The organism is Rhodococcus sp. OAS809 (genome assembly GCF_040546695.1).
GTDB lineage: Bacteria > Actinomycetota > Actinomycetes > Mycobacteriales > Mycobacteriaceae > Rhodococcus_F > Rhodococcus_F qingshengii.
Genome location: NZ_JBEPOI010000002.1, coordinates 1845229 through 1862555, shown reverse-complemented (window position 1 = coordinate 1862555; position 17327 = coordinate 1845229). Strand labels below are relative to the sequence as shown.

At 62.3% G+C, this 17327-nt stretch carries 17 protein-coding genes; 9 read left to right on the top strand and 8 right to left on the bottom strand.

Features of this window, described 5'->3' with window-relative positions:
* Positions 1 to 54 precede the first annotated feature (54 nt).
* The 4 genes from ABIE52_RS11615 (at position 55) to ABIE52_RS11600 (ending at position 4661) form a co-directional block, all read left to right on the top strand.
* Positions 55 to 1203 carry a Gfo/Idh/MocA family protein gene (locus tag ABIE52_RS11615; RefSeq protein ID WP_192712566.1) on the top strand — a complete coding sequence of 383 codons (1149 nt, stop codon included), beginning with the start codon at positions 55 to 57 and terminating at the stop codon, positions 1201 to 1203.
* 30 nt (positions 1204 to 1233) lie between these two features.
* Positions 1234 to 2619, top strand: coding sequence for an MFS transporter (locus ABIE52_RS11610; protein ID WP_192712565.1), 1386 nt, complete (start codon positions 1234 to 1236; stop codon positions 2617 to 2619).
* A gap of 121 nt (positions 2620 to 2740) precedes the next feature.
* Positions 2741 to 4177, top strand: coding sequence for a rifampin monooxygenase Iri (gene iri, locus ABIE52_RS11605; RefSeq protein ID WP_192712564.1), 1437 nt, complete (start codon positions 2741 to 2743; stop codon positions 4175 to 4177).
* 58 nt (positions 4178 to 4235) lie between these two features.
* Positions 4236 to 4661: a hypothetical protein gene (locus ABIE52_RS11600; protein WP_354541486.1), complete on the top strand. Its 426-nt coding sequence runs from the start codon at positions 4236 to 4238 to the stop codon at positions 4659 to 4661.
* Positions 4662 to 4700: 39 nt separating this feature from the next.
* Here the strand turns inward: ABIE52_RS11600 and ABIE52_RS11595 are convergent, their stop codons facing one another.
* The 4 genes from ABIE52_RS11595 to ABIE52_RS11580 form a co-directional block, all read right to left on the bottom strand.
* A complete protein-coding gene (locus ABIE52_RS11595; protein ID WP_037125592.1) occupies positions 4701 to 5018 on the bottom strand; it encodes a hypothetical protein in 318 nt (105 codons plus the stop codon).
* 61 nt (positions 5019 to 5079) lie between these two features.
* On the bottom strand, positions 5080 to 6264 hold the full coding sequence (locus tag ABIE52_RS11590) for a phytanoyl-CoA dioxygenase family protein (protein WP_192712563.1): 1185 nt from the start codon (positions 6262 to 6264) through the stop codon (positions 5080 to 5082).
* 173 nt (positions 6265 to 6437) lie between these two features.
* Positions 6438 to 7214 carry a TIM barrel protein gene (locus ABIE52_RS11585; RefSeq protein WP_080726629.1) on the bottom strand — a complete coding sequence of 259 codons (777 nt, stop codon included), beginning with the start codon at positions 7212 to 7214 and terminating at the stop codon, positions 6438 to 6440.
* Positions 7211 to 8236, bottom strand: coding sequence for a Gfo/Idh/MocA family oxidoreductase (locus ABIE52_RS11580; protein ID WP_192712562.1), 1026 nt, complete (start codon positions 8234 to 8236; stop codon positions 7211 to 7213). The genes ABIE52_RS11585 and ABIE52_RS11580 overlap by 4 nt, the downstream gene beginning before the upstream one ends.
* Positions 8237 to 8352: 116 nt before the next feature.
* Here ABIE52_RS11580 and ABIE52_RS11575 point away from each other — a divergent pair, with 116 nt between their 5' ends.
* The 4 genes from ABIE52_RS11575 (at position 8353) to ABIE52_RS11560 (ending at position 12454) form a co-directional block, all read left to right on the top strand.
* Positions 8353 to 9354, top strand: a complete 1002-nt coding sequence (locus tag ABIE52_RS11575) for a LacI family DNA-binding transcriptional regulator (protein ID WP_118602482.1) — start codon at positions 8353 to 8355, stop codon at positions 9352 to 9354.
* A 160-nt stretch (positions 9355 to 9514) separates the two neighbouring features.
* The gene (locus tag ABIE52_RS11570) at positions 9515 to 10516 is read left to right on the top strand and encodes a substrate-binding domain-containing protein (protein ID WP_042449647.1); all 1002 of its coding nucleotides are present in this window, start codon (positions 9515 to 9517) and stop codon (positions 10514 to 10516) included.
* Positions 10517 to 10579: 63 nt separating this feature from the next.
* A complete protein-coding gene (locus ABIE52_RS11565) occupies positions 10580 to 11638 on the top strand; it encodes an ABC transporter permease (protein ID WP_003940759.1) in 1059 nt (352 codons plus the stop codon).
* Positions 11639 to 11641: 3 nt separating this feature from the next.
* Positions 11642 to 12454 carry an ATP-binding cassette domain-containing protein gene (locus ABIE52_RS11560; protein ID WP_007727336.1) on the top strand — a complete coding sequence of 271 codons (813 nt, stop codon included), beginning with the start codon at positions 11642 to 11644 and terminating at the stop codon, positions 12452 to 12454.
* 58 nt (positions 12455 to 12512) lie between these two features.
* On the opposite strand, the gene ABIE52_RS11555 is transcribed toward ABIE52_RS11560, so the two are convergent.
* The 4 genes from ABIE52_RS11555 to ABIE52_RS11540 are packed head-to-tail and all read right to left on the bottom strand — an operon-like array spanning position 12513 to position 16205.
* On the bottom strand, positions 12513 to 13514 hold the full coding sequence (locus ABIE52_RS11555; RefSeq protein WP_192712561.1) for a Gfo/Idh/MocA family protein: 1002 nt from the start codon (positions 13512 to 13514) through the stop codon (positions 12513 to 12515).
* A complete protein-coding gene (locus ABIE52_RS11550) occupies positions 13511 to 14377 on the bottom strand; it encodes a TIM barrel protein (protein ID WP_020969151.1) in 867 nt (288 codons plus the stop codon). The genes ABIE52_RS11555 and ABIE52_RS11550 overlap by 4 nt, the downstream gene beginning before the upstream one ends.
* A complete protein-coding gene (locus tag ABIE52_RS11545) occupies positions 14374 to 15414 on the bottom strand; it encodes a Gfo/Idh/MocA family protein (RefSeq protein ID WP_192712560.1) in 1041 nt (346 codons plus the stop codon). The genes ABIE52_RS11550 and ABIE52_RS11545 overlap by 4 nt, the downstream gene beginning before the upstream one ends.
* Positions 15414 to 16205, bottom strand: a complete 792-nt coding sequence (locus ABIE52_RS11540; RefSeq protein ID WP_192712559.1) for an SDR family oxidoreductase — start codon at positions 16203 to 16205, stop codon at positions 15414 to 15416. Before ABIE52_RS11540 ends, ABIE52_RS11545 begins: the two co-directional genes overlap by 1 nt.
* Before the next feature lie 75 nt (positions 16206 to 16280).
* Between ABIE52_RS11540 and ABIE52_RS11535 the strand changes: the two genes are divergently transcribed.
* Positions 16281 to 17303: a LacI family DNA-binding transcriptional regulator gene (locus ABIE52_RS11535; protein WP_192712601.1), complete on the top strand. Its 1023-nt coding sequence runs from the start codon at positions 16281 to 16283 to the stop codon at positions 17301 to 17303.
* Positions 17304 to 17327: the final 24 nt, after the last annotated feature.

The window sequence follows — 17327 nt, the reverse complement described above, 5'->3', positions numbered from 1 at the left end:
TTGTGATCCCAGCATTTCTGCGATCCTTCGATCATTTGACCCGAACGGAGCCTCATGACAGGCATTTCAGTAGCAGTTGCCGGATTCGGATGGATGGGCCGCGTCCACACGCAGGCGTATCTGCTTCTGCGGCAACACTATCCCCAGCTTCCCGTGATCCGCATGGCCGCCGTCGCCGACGAGGTGCCTGGCAGAGGGGAGGAAGCAGCGGACCAATTCGGTTTCGAAGCTTTCACCCAGGATTGCCGCGATATCGCAGCCGATCCGGCCATCGACGCGGTGAGCATCACGGCCCCGAACTTCTTGCACCGTGAAATCGGCGTCGCAATGGCAGAGGCCGGCAAACACATCTGGATCGAGAAGCCCGTCGGCTTGTCCACGGAAGACGCCAAAGCTGTTGCCGTAGCAGTCTCGAAGGCCGGTGTGCAGTCGACCGTCGGCTTCAACTACCGAAACGCGCCGGCTGTGGCCCTGGCAAAGAGCCTGATCGACTCAGGGGAGTTGGGCACGATCACGCACTCGCGTTTTCGTTTCCTCAGCGACTATGCGGCCCACCCTGAAGGTGCTTTGAGTTGGCGATACGAGCGTGAGCGCGGCGGCGCCGGCGTCCTGGGCGACTTGGCTTCGCACGGCATCGATCTGATTCGTCATCTTCTCGGTGACGTCGACGCTCTCGTTGCGGATACTGCGATCTTCATCCCGGAGCGTGCGCGTCCGTCCGCCGCTACCAGTGGACATGCGCGGGCCAGCGGTGGGGAGATGGGGGCTGTCGAGAACGAAGACTTCGTCAGCGCACTGCTGCGCCTCGGGTCGGGTGGCCGGTGCACCCTCGAAGCATGCCGCGTCGCCGTGGGAGAGCAGAACAATTACGGATTCGAGATTCACGGCACGAAAGGTGCCGTGTTCTGGGACTACCGCCGGATGGGTGAACTGGGCACCAGCCTCGGCTCGAAGTACCAGGACCAATCCGTCACGACGGTTCTGGTCGGCCCCGAGTCCGGTGAGTTCGGCCGCTTCCAGCCTGGCGCGGCCAACGCGATGGGCTACGACGACCTGAAAGTGATCGAGGCTCGCAATTTCATCGCCTCGATCGTGGACGGAGCGCCGCAGGGCGCGACCATCGCTGATGCAGTCGCGTCCGCACAGGCTCTGGACGCGATGGTCGCCTCGGTGACCTCCGGCAGCTGGATTTCTCTCGGCTGATCGACAGCTCCTCCGAAAGGCTCTGGTGCAGTGACATTTCCCCGCGGACTGGCGCTGCTCGTGGCAGCAGCGCTGTTCATGGAGATGCTGGACGCGACGATTCTCGCAACGGCACTGCCGTCGATCGCCCAATCTTTCGGAGTTGATGCCGTCGACGTCAATGTCGCCGTTTCTTCGTACCTCCTGGTGTTGGCCGTCCTGATCCCGGCGAGCGGATGGATGGCCGACAGATTCGGAACGCGACGTGTCTTCATCTCTGCCATAGCCGTTTTCACGGTGGCGTCGGTGGGATGTGCACTGAGCACCTCCCTCCCGATGCTGGTGGGAATGCGTGCTTTACAAGGGGTAGGCGGCGCCATGATGGTGCCGGTGGGGCGGCTCGCAGTATTGCGGGTGACGTCGAAGGCGGAACTCGTACGGGCTATCGCCTACTTGACGTGGCCGGCGCTCACAGCGCCGGTTCTTGCGCCCGCTGTGGGTGGAGCCATCGTGTCGATCGCTTCGTGGCGCTGGATCTTTCTGATCAACGTTCCGATCGGGATCGTCGGGTTTCTGCTGGCATTGCGCATGGTGCCCGACATTCGGGAGGCGCAGAAACGGAGCCTCGACTGGCTGGGATTGGTGGTGATCGGAGCAGGCGTCGCAGTGCTTGTCGTGGCGCTCGATAACGTGCACAGTGCCGGAACCGACTGGCTACGAGTGGGCCTCGGGATCGTTGCGGCTCTGATCTTGTTGAGCTTGGCCGTCATTCACCTCGTCCGGTCGGATCATCCGCTCATCGCGCTCGGCGTCCTCCGACTTCGATCGTTTCGGCTCGTCGCGTCGAGCGGCTCGCTGTACCGGCTCGTGATCATGGGCGTGCCGTTTGTGCTGCCGTTGTTGTTCCAAGTGGGATTCGAAATGTCGGCGTTCAAGGCCGGTCTGCTGGTGATGGCCCTGTTCGCGGGGAATATCGCGATCAAACCGCTCACCACTCCGCTCATGCGCAGATTCGGGATCAGACTAGTTCTGGTGGGAAACGGAGTTCTGTCGGTGGTGTGCTTCGGTGCGCTGGTACTGATCTCGTCGACGACACCGGACGTCGTAATCGCTGTCGCACTGTTTGTCAGTGGCGCGTTGCGATCCATCGGGTTCACCGCGTACAACAGCTTGGCGTTCGCCGACGTCGACTCGGGTGAGCTGACCGATGCCAATACTCTGCATGCAACGCTGCAAGAGTTGGCATCCGGTCTAGGTATTGCACTGTCCGCGTTGGTGATCACGCTCTGCACACCGTTGGCGGAGTCGGGGGATCTGAGCGGCGGAGTGCCGTTTTCTCTGACGCTGGGTGTTCTCGGGGCCATGCTGGTGCCGACGGTGATCGAGAGTTGGCGGCTCCCACGCGATACAGGTGCTGTGGTGTTGGTGCGCCGATGATGAAGCGTCTTCCGCCACCTTCATCATAACGCGGGACCCGGGGCTTGCGGCAAGGCCCCGGTGATGGTGCACACTCGTCTGCTGCGAGCAAGCAAAAGCCTTGCCCGAAGGAGGGGATCGCATGAGTGACGTCATCATTGTCGGTGCTGGACCAACTGGATTGATGCTGGCAGGTGAGCTCCGGCTACACGGCGTCGATGTCGTCGTCGTGGACAAGGACGAGGAGCCGACCCAGTTCGTCCGTGCCCTCGGCATCCATGTGCGCAGCATCGAAATCATGGAGCAGCGCGGGTTGCTGGACAAGTTCCTCGCGCACGGCCGCAAGTATCCGCTCGGTGGATTCTTCGCGGGGATCAGCAAACCGGCACCCGCGCACCTCGATACTGCCCACGGGTACGTACTGGGAATACCTCAGCCCGAGATCGACAGGATTCTTGCCGAACATGCCACCGAAGTCGGTGCGGACATTCAGCGAGGGAAGCGCGTCGTCGCGATCCGTCAAGATACCGATAGCGTCACAGCGGAATTGTCCGACGGCACAACACTTCACGCGCGTTATCTCGTGGGCTGCGACGGCGGCCGCAGCACTGTTCGGAAGCTGATCGACGTCGGGTTTCCCGGCGAGCCGTCGAGCGCCGACACGCTGATCGGCGAAATGGACGTGACCATGCCGGCTGATGAACTGGCCGCCGTTGTCGCCGAAATCCGGGAAACGCACAAACGATTCGGAGTCGGTCCCGCCGGTAACGGCGCTTTTCGTGTCGTGGTCCCTGCGGCCGAAGTTGCCGACGGTCGCGCAACACCGACCACCCTCGACGACATCAAACAACAGCTACTGGCCATTGCGGGTACCGACTTCGGTGTGCACTCGCCGCGGTGGCTCTCGCGCTTCGGCGACGCCACCCGTCTGGCGGAGCACTACCGGCGCGACCGGGTGTTCCTCGCCGGCGATGCCGCACACATCCACCCACCGATGGGCGGTCAAGGTCTCAATCTCGGTGTGCAAGATGCCTTCAACCTCGGCTGGAAGCTCGCCGCCGAGATCAACGGCTGGGCACCGGACGTCCTGCTCGACACGTACGAATCGGAACGGCGTCCGGTGGCTGCCGACGTTCTCGACAACACGCGCGCGCAGGCGGAGCTGATCTCCACCGCTGCCGGTCCACAAGCCGTGCGGCGCTTGATCTCCGAGCTGATGGAATTCGAAGACGTCAAGCGCTATCTGACCGAGAAGATCACTGCGATCTCGATTCGCTACGATTTCGGCGAAGGCGACGACCTACTCGGTCGGCGGCTGCGGAACATCGCGTTGACCCGCGGCAACCTGTACGACCTGATGCGATCCGGCCGCGGACTTCTTCTCGACCAGGGTAGCCAACTGGCGGTAGATGGTTGGAGCGATCGAGTCGACCACGTAGTCGACACCAGCACCGAATTGGACTCACCGGCTGTCCTGCTTCGACCGGACGGTCACGTGGCATGGGTGGGGGATTCGCAGGCGGAGTTGGATACTCAGCTGTCCACGTGGTTCGGCCGGCCGGCGACGGGCCCCGTGTGACTCTTCGGATTCGGCAACCGAGCACCGTGGCGACTCGGACGCACTACCGTTGACGACTATGAGGCGAAGGTCAGCACAGGTTGCGGCTGCGGCAGCGGGCTCTGTGGGAGCGCTGATGCTGACAAGCTGCACGACCAATGTCGATGTGCCGAAAACCTTTGCCGCCACGATAACGGTGACCGGTCAGGCAGAGCAGGCCGAGACGGTCTCTGGAGAGTGCGTGATCGACATGATTCGTGTTGCTCCGAACGACCAGATTCAGATTTTCGAGGGCAGCGGCGCTGCATCCACAAGGTCGGCACTCGAGGTCGAGGCAATCGATCAACTTCCCGACGGAATGAGCACCTGCTCCTACACCGCACATTTTGATGCCGTCCCCGCAAACCAGAGAAACTATGAGGTGAGCTTGGGCCACTTCTCTCCGGAGTCCTTCAGCTCAGATGAGTTGGAGAACGGTGTCACCTATCAACTTCGCCGGCCCTGACTGAACCAGTTCTCCCTCGCGTTGTATCCGGTCCGACTTTCACTGAGCTCGCTTGGTGGTCCCGTCGCCTCCGCGCTGTCGAGCCTTACCGGGGTTGATGTGGAGCCGAACACCCTCGTAGGCGACTGTGTACGGCACATCGTCGTCGTTGTCCGGGTCGCCGGAGTCCGCAGGATCCGGAAGTTCCGCGATCTGTTCGATGACAGTCTGTGCTCGCGCCGCACCGGGATCGAACATCTCCTGAAACGGCCCGACGAACGACCCCCCAAGCCCGCGGCGCCTTGCCCGAACAGCCGCCCACCCGAACACCGCCAACGGGCCGATCATGGCGAACAGCACTAACAAGTCCCACCCCATGCCACGAGCGTACCGACTGACCGGCATTGGGCGGTCCAAGTCTCGTCAGCGCTGTCGTCCCTCAGGCCATTCGTCTCTCGGACTGTGCCTTCAGCAACTCGGCCAGAAGGTCAGGCGAGATCCGCTCGCGAACCGCCTCCATCACTAGTTCGGCCTGCGTCTGAGGCGCGAGGCCGTCGATCGGTTGGTCTCGGTCCAGATTGGTCGGGAAGGCGTAGCCCTCAGCGGAAGCGGCGACGGCACAGCGAACGGACTCGTCGGAACCTGCTTCGCTGAGGGCGAGCAGTGCCGGATAGATCGCGTTGACGAGCGCGTCCCGGTCAATGGTTCCGAGGGCGCGACCGAAGGCTGACGACACCTGAAGAAGATTTGCCATGCGCAGGACGTCGGCGGATTTGTTGTGGCCGGCGGCGTGGAACAGTGCAGGGTTGAAGAAGACGGCATCTCCCTTCTCCAAAGGTAATTGGACGTAATTGGTCTCGAAGAACTCCTTGAACTCGGGACGCTCGAACGCGAGGTATCCGGATTCGAATTGTTGGGAGTACGGCAGATATTTCGTCGGGCCCGTCTCGACCGGCATGTCCACATGGGCGACTGCACCTTGCAAGGTGAGGGCGGGGGTCAAGCGATGAACGTGCGCTCGGAACTTCGCAGCGACGTCGCTCGACATGAAACCGAGGTGGTAGTCGCGATGTGGATTCTGTGCGGCGCCACCGGGATTGACGACGTTGACGTCCGACGTCACCTGATACATGGGGCCGAGCCAGGCTTCCGAAGCCAAAGCGACAATGCTGTTTGCGTAGTAGTCGACGTAAGCCTTGGGATCTTCGAGCGCCAACTTCAGTTGTGCTCCCCAGATCCGGTCATTGGCTCCGGGTTTGGCGAAGTGATCTCCGGACACCGCGCCGGCTTCGTGTTGGCGCGCAATGAGTTCACGGAAGACCGCACTGGCGCGATCCAATACCTCCGCGTCGAACGCGCCTTGGAAGACCGTGATGCCTGGACCGGTGAGTAACGCGCGGGCGATCTCGTCCTGAATCTCCGCCCGGATTTCAGGATTCGACAATTTGTCGACCAGAGCATCCGAGCGGTAGAGAAGAACGCCGTCAGCCACCGAATGGGCGTACGGGTAATCGACGGGGTCTGTCTCGTGTGCGACCAGAGCGGCGAAGTCTTCGATGTTGCAATCTTCTCGGTGCAATCTACCCGCGAACGGCACGGTGTGGTCGGTCAGTGCTGGAGTCATTCGGGGGCCTTCCTGCGGAGTTCACGATGTGCTGTGACTCAAAGACTGCCAAGGAAAAGCCATCGAAACTACCCCTGAAATCCATCAAAAAGACCTCAGGAAGCGCTCCCCGTGGACTCGACCGGTGACGGAAGATCTGCGCGCTACGAAGGGATCACGTTCCTGGGTGAGAGTTAGAGAGTGAAGGCGTTCCGGAAAGCAGTGAGTGCGGTGTCACTGTCTCCGGATGCCCAGCCCTCCAATCCGATCGTGCCGGTGTAACCCTGCTCGGCGAGAACGCGTGCGATGGCTGGGTAGTTGATCTCGCCGGTTCCGGGTTCGCATCGGCCGGGTACGTCGGCCACCTGAATCTCGCCGATGTTGTCACCACAACGCCGCACGAGTTCGATGAGGTTTCCTTCGCCGATCTGTGCGTGGTAGAGGTCGAGCATCATCTTGAGGTTGGGGTGTGAGACGGATTCCACCAGTGCCAGAGTGTCTTTGGCTCTGGCCATCGGTACGCCAGGGTGATCGACGATCGTATTGAGATTCTCGAGGCAGAAGACGACTCCGGCGTCTTCACCCAGTCGCGCGATCTTCTCGAGAGCGCGTTGGGCCGTCAGCCACATCGCTCCCGTAGTTCGATACTGCGGGCGCGCGGCCTGTCCGTCGATCAGCTCGCCGGTATGGAAGTTCAGCCGAGGAACGCCGAGTTTCGCTGCCGGCGTGAGGCATAGCGCCGCTGTACGTACGAGTTCGGCGCTGCCCGCTTCGTCGAACAAATCGCCGTGAAGATAGCCGGTCATCGAGGAGAACCGAGCCCCGGTGGCGACCAGAGCATCGAGGTCCTTGTCTTGCCAACTCCAGATCTCGGCTGCGAACCCCGCCTCCGAGATCCGCCGAATGCGTTCGACGACAGGGAGTTCGGTGAACGTCATCTCGGCAGAGACCGCCAAATCGAAGGGGCTCACTGCGGCACCGACAGCAGCGATACGGGCAGTCCGGTTTCCACGGATTCTTTTGCAGCCAGTGCGATTTCCAGGGCGTTGCGAGCATCGAGACCGTCGACCGACGGCGCGCTGCCGGAGCGGATGCAGTCTGCGAAGTGCGCCAGCTGGGCAACATAGGCGTCGTGAAACAGTTCGATGTTCACCCGAGGTGTGTCGGCCCGAACGCCCGGTGAGCTGTAATGACGCATCGCGGTCCGCGTGACCTCGCCTGCACTCACCATTCCACCGGAACCGAAAACCTCGCCGCGAACGTCGTAACCGTAGGTGGCCTGGAAGTTGGCCTCGGCCGACGCGAAGGCGCCGTTGTCGAACCGCAACTGAACCATCGACGTATCGAGGTACCCCTGCTCCTTGTACTGCGGATGGACGAGAGCATCGGCCTGCGCGAACACCTCGACGACGCGTGCCCCCGGGTTGAGCCAGAGCAGGGCGTCGAAGTCGTGAATCAGTGTCTCGTTGAAGATCGTCCACGGCTTGACTCGAGAGGCGACGTCGGCGGTGATTCCCGGATCGCGAGTCAGAGAGCGAAGTAGCTGCGGTGTCCCGATCCCACCGGAGGTGATCACGTCGTGTGCCGCGGCGAAGTCGGCGGCGAAGCGCCGGTTGAAACCGACCTGCAGCGCAACATTGTTCGCGGCGCATGCGCCGATTGCGCGATCGGCGTCCTCGAGCGTCAATGCCATCGGCTTTTCGCAGAAGACATGCTTGCCTGCCTCCGCTGCTGCTACCACGAGATCGGTGTGAGTTGATGCGGGCGTACTGATGAGCACCGCTTCGACGGTCGGATCGGCAATCAGCTCAAGGGCGTCGGTGTACGCGCGGGCGTCGGGACTGACACGTTCGATCAACGACGCCGCAGCGCCGGGCGCAGGATCGGCGACGGCGACGAGACGGGTGCCGGGGACACGCAGCGCGACGGACTCGCCGTGGAAACGGCCGATCCATCCAGCGCCGATCAGACCGACTGCAACAGAGGCAGACATGGGGGCTCCGTTCGGAGTGAGGATGAGGAACTAGATCGTTCTAGTCCATGCCAGTAAAGCGCTGGTTGCCTCGTGCGTCAACGTTTCGGCGTGTATTCGCTGGAACGATCTAGTCTGTGGAGGTGAACAGTCGACGCCCCACCTTGCAAGACGTAGCAGACCTGGCCGGTGTGTCACGCGCACTGGTGTCCATCGTCATTCGCGATGTCCCGGGTGCCAGCGATGCGACGCGGGTACGGGTCAAGGCGGCCGCGGACGAACTCGGCTATCGACCCGACAACGCGGCGCGACTGCTGCGCCAGCATCGCAGCCGCCTGATCGGTGTCAGTTATGTTGCCGCGCAAACCTTTCACGCGGAGCTGCTCGACGAGATCTACGACGCAGCCGAACGCTTGCGCTACGACGTCGTTCTCAGCGCTGTCTCGGACCGCAGGCCTGGCTCGCGCGCCGTGCGCACCCTGCTCGACGACCGATGCGAGGCGATCTTGCTGTTGGGTTCGCAGGCGCCGGAATCGGAGATCGTCGACCTGGCGGCCAAGGTTCCCGTCGTCGTGCTCGCCCGGAAGATGCCCTCAGCACATGTGGACGTTGTCCGCACGGACGACGAGGCGGGCGCCGTGATGGCCGTGAATCATCTCGTCGGACTCGGGCACCGCTCGATTGTCCATGTCGACGGCGGACGCGGTCCGGGCGCCCAGGAGAGGCGTCAGGGCTACCGGAAGGCCATGCGGGCGGCCGGACTGGAATCGCGGATACTTCCCGGCGGCCTCACGGAGGAGTTCGGCGCGGACGCCGCGCGGTCGATGGTCGAACAAGGGATTCCCGGTGCGGTCTTCGCTTTCAATGATCGCTGCGCACTGGGGGTTCTCGACGTCTTCCTGCGTGCCGGGGTCTCGGTGCCCGGCGACGTCTCCGTGATCGGATTCGACAACAGTGCATTGGCAGGTTTGGTGCACATCGATCTGACCAGCGTCGGGCAGGACACGGCGTTTCTGGGTGGCGCCGCGGTGGAGCGAATCTCCGAACGTCTCGATGGCGGAAGTGGACTCTTGGGCAAGGACATAGTCGCGCAACCACAACTAGTGGTTCGAGGTTCAACTGGACCTGCAGCGCGTTGACCTGGCCTTTCCGCTCCCTTCAGTTTGTCTGGTCTTTGATAAGCAGTCCTAATGTCAGAACAAACTATTGACATTCGACTGTGACGGGTATTACATCTTTCACATACAACCGAGCACCATCCGTTCGCGGGCCGTTGGTTGATGTCGAGAGGGAGTTCACATGTCGTTTCTCACGGGGCGCAAGAGCGTTGCCGTACTGGCCGGAGCCTCAGTCGTGGTCTTGGGTCTGGCCGGCTGTTCCAGCACCGGCGGTAAGCCGGATTCATCCGGATCCGGAATGGGCGCGGGTACGGCGGACACGCCCCGCGCCACCATTGCGATGATCACCCACGAAGTTCCCGGTGACACGTTCTGGGATCTGGTGCGCAAGGGAGCCGAAACCGCAGCGGCCAAGGACAACATCGAACTTCGGTACTCCGCCGATCCCGAGGCCCCGAATCAGGCCAACTTGGTTCAGAGCGCGATCGACAGCAAGGTCGACGGGATTGCCGTTACCCTCGCGAAGCCCGACGCCATGGTTGCCGCGGTCCAAAGTGCCACCGCCGCGGGCATTCCGGTGGTCGCCCTCAACTCGGGCCTCGAAACCTGGAAGGACATGGGCGTCAAGGAGTACTTCGGTCAGGACGAGTCGATTGCCGGTGAAGCTGCGGGCGAGCGACTCAACACCGAAGGAGCCACCAAGGTGCTGTGCGTCATTCAAGAGCAGGGCAACGTGAGCCTCGAATCACGTTGTGCCGGTGTGAAGAAGTCGTTCAAGGGAACGACGGAGATTCTCAACGTCAACGGCAAGGACATGCCGTCGGTGGAGTCGACCATCACCGCGAAACTTCAACAGGACCCGGCAATCGATCGAGTTCTCGCGCTCGGTGCGCCGTTCGCATTGACGTCCGTGACGTCGGTCGGCAATGCGGGCAGCAAGGCGAAGGTCGTCACCTTCGACACCAACGCGGCGCTCGTCGACGCCATCAAATCCGGTGACGTGCAGTGGGCAGTGGACCAGCAACCCTTCCTGCAGGGCTACCTCGCCATCGATTCGCTGTGGCTTTACCTCAACAACGGCAACGTGATCGGTGGTGGCTTGCCCACCCTGACCGGACCCGCGTTCATCGACAACACCAACATCGACTCGGTCGCCGAGTACGCCAAGAACGGAACTCGCTGATCCGGGCGCACGGAGGGCTGAGAGTCCGCCCTCCGTGCGCCTGTCCAGCACGGAAGGGAAATCATGTCCACTCAGGCAGATCTCGACCTTGCCGCCCATAAAGTCGTGACCGATGAACGGGTGAAGGAGCAAAAGCGCATTCAGCGTCTGCTGCTCCGCCCGGAGATGGGTTCACTTGTCGGCGCCATCGCCATCTTCATCTTCTTCTGTATCGTCGCGGCACCGTTCCGTACGCCGGAAGCGCTTGCGACAGTGCTCTACTCCAGCTCCACGATCGGCATCATGGCTTGCGCGGTCGCCCTGCTCATGATCGGCGGCGAGTTCGACCTCTCCGCCGGCGTCGCAGTTACCACGTCCTCGCTCGCCGCGTCGATGATCGCCTACAACCTGCACCTCAACCTGTGGGTGGGCGCGATTCTGGCGCTGGTCGTCTCGCTCGCCGTCGGATTCTTCAACGGCTACCTCGTCATGAAGACGAAGATTCCCAGCTTTCTCATCACCTTGAGTTCTTTCCTGATGTTGACCGGTATCAACCTGGCCGTCACCAAGCTCGTGAGTGGTCAGGTGGCCACACCCAGCGTCTCCGACATGGCTGGATTCGATTCCGCCAAAAAGGTATTCGCGTCGTCGTTCTCGGTCTTCGGGGTGTCCGTCAAGATCACGGTCGTGTGGTGGCTGCTGTTCACCGCGATTGCAACATTTGTTTTGTTCAAGACCAAGATCGGCAACTGGATCTTCGCGGTCGGCGGCAATCAGGACAGTGCCCGCGCGATCGGTGTGCCCGTGACCGCAGTCAAGATCGGCTTGTTCATGACCGTCGGCTTTGCTGCCTGGTTCGTGGGCATGCATCTGCTGTTCTCGTTCAACACCGTTCAGTCCGGTCAGGGTGTCGGTAACGAGTTCCTGTACATCATCGCCGCAGTCATCGGCGGTTGCCTGCTCACCGGTGGTTACGGAACCGCGATCGGCGCTGCGATCGGTGCATTCATCTTCGGTATGACCAACCAGGGCATCGTCTACGCAGGCTGGAACCCGGACTGGTTCAAGTTCTTCCTCGGCGCCATGCTGCTCTTCGCGGTCATCGCCAACAACGCATTCCGCAACTACGCTGCGAAAAGGTGACACATGAGTACCACAGCTGAAGTTCCCGCTCTCTCGAACTCGGGCGGCAACGTGCCACTGATCGAGCTCAAGGACGTCGGTAAGCAATACGGAAACATCATCGCGCTCAAGGGAATCAACCTGCGCGTCGGTGCGGGTGAAGTAACGGGCGTGCTCGGTGACAACGGCGCAGGCAAGTCCACGCTGATCAAGATCATCGCCGGTCTGCACCAACAGAGCGAAGGTGAACTACTCGTCGACGGTGAACCGACAACATTCCACTCGCCGAAAGAAGCTCTCGGCAAAGGCATCGCGACGGTCTATCAGGACCTCGCCGTCGTTGCGTTGATGCCGGTGTGGCGCAACTTCTTCCTCGGGCAGGAACTGCGCAAGGGCGGTCTGATCAAGTCGCTCGACGCCAACGCCATGCGCGCGACGACTCTTTCGGAACTGTCGAAGATGGGCATCGAACTACCTGACGTCGACGCACCGATCGGTAGTCTCTCGGGCGGTCAGCGTCAGTGTGTTGCCATCGCCCGCGCCATCTTCTTCGGCGCGCGCGTGCTGATTCTCGACGAGCCGACAGCAGCGCTCGGCGTCAAGCAGTCGGGAATGGTGTTGCGCTACATCACCGCTGCCAAGGAACAGGGATTCGGCGTCATCTTCATCACGCACAATCCGCACCACGCGTACATGGTCGGCGATCACTTCGTGCTCCTCAACCGAGGCAGGCAGAAGCTCGACGCCAAGTACGACGACATCTCACTCGAAGAACTGACCAAGGAGATGGCGGGCGGTGACGAGCTCGAGACGCTGACCCACGAGCTTCGCCGCTAGATCAAAACCTCGCGACTACAGCCTCGGTTCGAATCGAACCGAGGCTGTAGTCGTTTCGTCACAGGATGGTCGTCGGCCGAACCCCGAGGCCGGAATGCATGTACGCCTCGTCGATCATCGTCATGTTGGCTACCGCGTCGCCCGGCCCGATCGGCAGCGCCGAGACCCCGGACAGATGATCGGCGAACGCTTCGAGTTGATAGGTGTACGACGACTTCGTGCCCAGATGCTCGACGCTCGTGCGCCCACCGGCCGTGACGGAGACACGGTCGTCGATGTCCGGCTGCAGGAAGTTGTGTACCAGGACGTCTCCTTCAGTGCCGAATACTCGGAAGGTGAAGTGATACCGCTCGTCCAACATCGTGGTCACCACGGATGCCGTGGCGCCGCTGGGGTATTCGAGTTCGATGTCGAACCACGAATCAACCCTCGGAGCATATTCCTCGTGGCGGGTCTCGGTCACCACTGGCGCACCACCACAGACGTCACTCAGCGTCCGGGAAGCATGTAACCCGTAGCAGCCCAGGTCCATCAGTGACCCGCCTGCCAAGGCGAGCTCCCACCGCGGGTCGTTCTCGGATGGTGTGGGCATCCGCAGTACGGTTTCCACCCGAGTGACCGCGCCGACGGCGCCGCTTCGAACCAGATCCAGCAGGCGCCGGTTCACCGGATGAAAGAGGTAGTGGAACCCCTCGAGCAGCGTCACGCCGCTCACGCGTGCTGCCTCGGCTACAGCACGCGCTTCCACCGCGTTGCTCGAAAACGGTTTCTCCGTCAGCACGTGCTTGCCGGCCTGAACGGCGGCGAGATTCCACGGTCCGTGCAGGCTGTTGGGCAGCGCGTTGTAGACGACGTCCACCTCCGGATCCGAGATCAGCTCGGCGTACGAATCGACCACCCGTTCGATCCCATGCTGGGCTGCATAGGCTCTGGCCCGCTCGGGGCTGCGTGCGGCAACGGCCACCAGGCGGTGCCCGGTGGCCGTTGCAGGTTTGATCATCCCGTTCTCGGCGATGCGTGAGGCTCCCAGAATGCCTATCCGCAGCGGGGCAGGTGTCACAGAACCGACCGCAGATACTCGACGCTCGCTCGCACATCGCGCACCGGTCCCTCGTCGGACGGAGCCTCGGCCAGAATGGTGTCCTGCTCGAGCACGTACCACCCGTCGAAACCGTGGCGCTGCAATATGGCTGTGACACCGGCGATGTCGACGTCGCCGCCACCGAGCGGACGGTACATTCCCGCCTTCACGCCGTCGGTGTAGGTGAGCTCACCACTGCGAACGCGTGATGCGAGGGCATCGTCGACGTCCTTGAGATGCACGTGGGTGATGCGCTCGGGAGCTTGACGCGCCAGGTCGACCGGATCGGTGCCGCCGATCAACAGGTGGCCGGTGTCCAGGCACAGTGGGATGGCCGAGCCGTCGAGCACTCGCAGGACCTCGTCGCGCTGCTCGATCATCGTTCCGACGTGAGGGTGGACAACTGCCCTGATTCCACGCTCGGCCGCGGCGTCGGTGAGGCGATCGAGATTGTGTAGCAGGGTTTTCCAACTCTGCTCGTCCAGTTCTGGGCGTGAATCGTAGCCGTCGGAACCCGTCGCGGCGGCCAGAACCAAAACCTCGGCACCCGAGGCGACAAAACCGTCGAGGATGGGGGAGATGCCGGGTACCGGATCATGATCGTCATCGTGCAGCAGTACTGGTGCAAACCCGCCGACTGCGCTTAGGTCGTGATCCGCGAGCACCTTGGCCATTTCGGCGGGTGCTGTCGGCAGAAAGCCCTCCGGTCCGATTTCCGTTGCCGCCAGACCGACTTCGCGCATTTCCCGGAGGACTTGCGCAGGGTCGAGTTGGTAGCCCCAGCCCGGGACTTCGCACACGCCCCAGGAGATCGGTGCGCCGGCGATGCGAGGAGTGCTCATGTGTGTGCCTCATTCTTGTCGTGAAGGAACAGATCTTTGACTTCGGTGATCGTGACGGGCCGACCCTCGCGCAGAGAGTGCGTTGCAGCTTCGGAGATCCACGCCGACTCGACCGCATCTGTGGGCGTGCACGGTGATTCCCGACGCCCGGCGACAACGCCGAGGAATGCTTCGAGTTCCGCACGGTAGGCGGACGTGAAGCGGTCCATGAAGAACGTGTACGGCTCCTTCGAGGGGAACGATGTTTCGGGGTCGAGAGAGCGGAGTGGCAAGCGGTCGTCCAGCCCGGCAACGACGGAGTCCGCCGAGCCGAGTACCTCGAGTCGGCAGTCGTAGCCGCGGCCGTTGTAGCGGGTATTTGACACGACCGCGATGGTTCCGCCTTCGAAAGTGAGAACCGTTGCGGCGGTGTCGACGTCACCGGCATCGGCGATCCCGCGATCACCCTGATTCGAGCCGGTGGCAAAAACCGTGGTGACTTCGCGGCCGCTGACCCACCTGACGATGTCGAAATCGTGGATCGAGCAGTCGCGGAAGATGCCGCCGGAGTGTGCGATGTACGAGATCGGCGGGGGAGCGGGGTCGAGGGTGGTCGATCGGAGAGTGTGGATCCAACCGAGTTCTCCGGATCGAACTGCGTCGTACGCCGCCACAGATGACGGGTCGAATCGGCGCTGAAATCCGATCTGGACTGGTACCGACGTCTGCTCGGCAGTCGCGAGGACACGAACCGAGGATTCGATCGAGTCGGCTACCGGCTTTTCGCAGAACGTCGGGATGTCTCGGCGGACAGCGGCTTCGATCAGGTCGGCGTGCGAACTCGACGACGCGGCGATCAGAACGCCGTCGATGCCTGACGCTAAAAGCGCGTCGGGATCGGCAGCGGACTCCACGTCGAGTTCGCTTGCCACGTCCGAGGTTCGACGTGCGTCGACGTCGGTGACAATCAGTGCGTCGACGCCGTCCATCGTCAGCAGGTTTCGGGCGTGGTAGCTGCCGATTCGTCCGAGCCCGATGACTCCGATGCGAGCGCCCATCAGTCCAGCCCTCCGAAGACGTTCTGGTCCCAGTCGATAATCGAACCTGTCACGACTCCGCTGCGATCGGAGAGCAGGAAGACGACGAATTCGGCGATTTCGTCGACCTGTCCGAGCTTGCCCATGGGGAGGGTGCTGCCCGCACGTTCCTGCCAGTCGTCACCGGCGTCGTGAAAAGCTCTCTGCGTGAGGTCTTCTCCCTCGGTCTGTGTCCACCCGATGTCGAGACCGTTGATCCGGATGCGATCCCAGCGATGCGCATGGACGGCGTTGCGGGTCAGCCCCGCCAGCCCGGCCTTCGCTGCCACGTACGGCGCGAGATACGGTTGCCCGCCGAGTTCGGACGTGGAGATGATGTTGACGATGGACCCGGGGACCGCACGCTCGCGCATGTCCTTGACGGCTGCCTGCATCGTGAAGAACGGACCGCGGAGGTTCACCGCGATGTGCTGGTCGAAGAGTTCCTCGGTGGTGTCGAGCAGCGTGCCGCGCGAGGTGAGTCCGGCAGAATTGACGAGGGCATCCACGCGGCCGAAGTGAGAGATCGTCTCGGCCACGCTGGCGAGCGCGGAATCGGTCTGCGCCACATCGGCTTCGATGAAGTGAGTTCCCGGAAGTTCTGCCTCGAGAGCCTTTCCGACGTCCGGGCGTCGGCCGGTGAAAGCCACCTGAGCGCCCTCACGGACTGCGGCGCGAACGACGCCGGCGCCGACGCCTTGCGAGCCGCCACTGACCAGTACGACGGTGTCGGCTAGGAGTGCGGGCCTGGTTACGCCCGGCGGAGAAGTCATGGGTTTAGTCTGGCTGTGACGAAGACCTCGAGCAACAGCGAAAAACCATCAAATATCCATCATCGTGAGGTAGTTGTGGCGCATCGATTCAAAGTACGGGAGATCGCTCAGCAGTCGGGCCTGAGTGAGGCCACCGTCGACCGGGTGCTCAACGACCGTCCTGGAGTTCGCGACGGCACACGATCGGAGGTTCGCCAGGCGATCACGGACCTGGAACGTCAACGCTCGCAACTGAAACTGGTCGGGCGCACGTTCATCGTCGACGTCGTGTTGCAAACTCCCGCAAGGTTTTCCGACGCAGTCCGTGACGCGCTCGAGGCCGAACTGCCGACCCTTGCGCCTGCTGTTGTTCGTTCTCGGTTCCACTTTCGTGAAACCGGTTCGGTCGAAGCGATGACGTCGACGCTCGACAAGATTCGCCGACGCGGATCCCACGGAGTCATCGTCAAGGCTCCCGACACTCCGGAAGTCGTGGCGGCGATCGACCGGTTGGTGGCGGCCAAGATTCCGGTCGTCACGTTGGTGACCGATGTTCCCGGTAGCAGGCGAGCCGCCTACATCGGCATCGACAACCGAGCCGCCGGAGCCACCGCCGCGTACTTGATAGATCAGTGGCTGGGGGATCGGGACGGCAACGTGCTGGTCAGCATGAGTAGCGGCTTCTTCCGTGGGGAGGAAGAACGGGAGATGGGATTTCGCTCCGCTATGCGCGTCTCGGCTCCGCATCGCCGTTTGATCGACATTCCGAACAGTGACGGTCTGGATCAGACGAGTAGGAAATTGGTGCGAGCGGCACTCGAATCCGATCCGCAGATCCGTGCCGTGTATTCGATCGGTGGTGGCAACCTGGCCACTGTCGACGCGTTCGAAGAACTGAACCGGGAGTGCAGTGTCTTCATCGCTCACGATCTCGACGGTGACAATCGAAAGTTGCTGGGGGAGAGGCGAATATCAGCGGTGCTCCACCACGATCTGCGGGCGGATGTTCGCACTGCCTGTCGAGTGGTCATGAAAGAACACGGCGCCATGGGCGCTCACTTCGGCTTTACGACGTCACCGGTTCAAGTCGTGACACCGCTCAACATGCCCCCGACATAGCTGTGCGCGGTCAAGGAGTCCGGA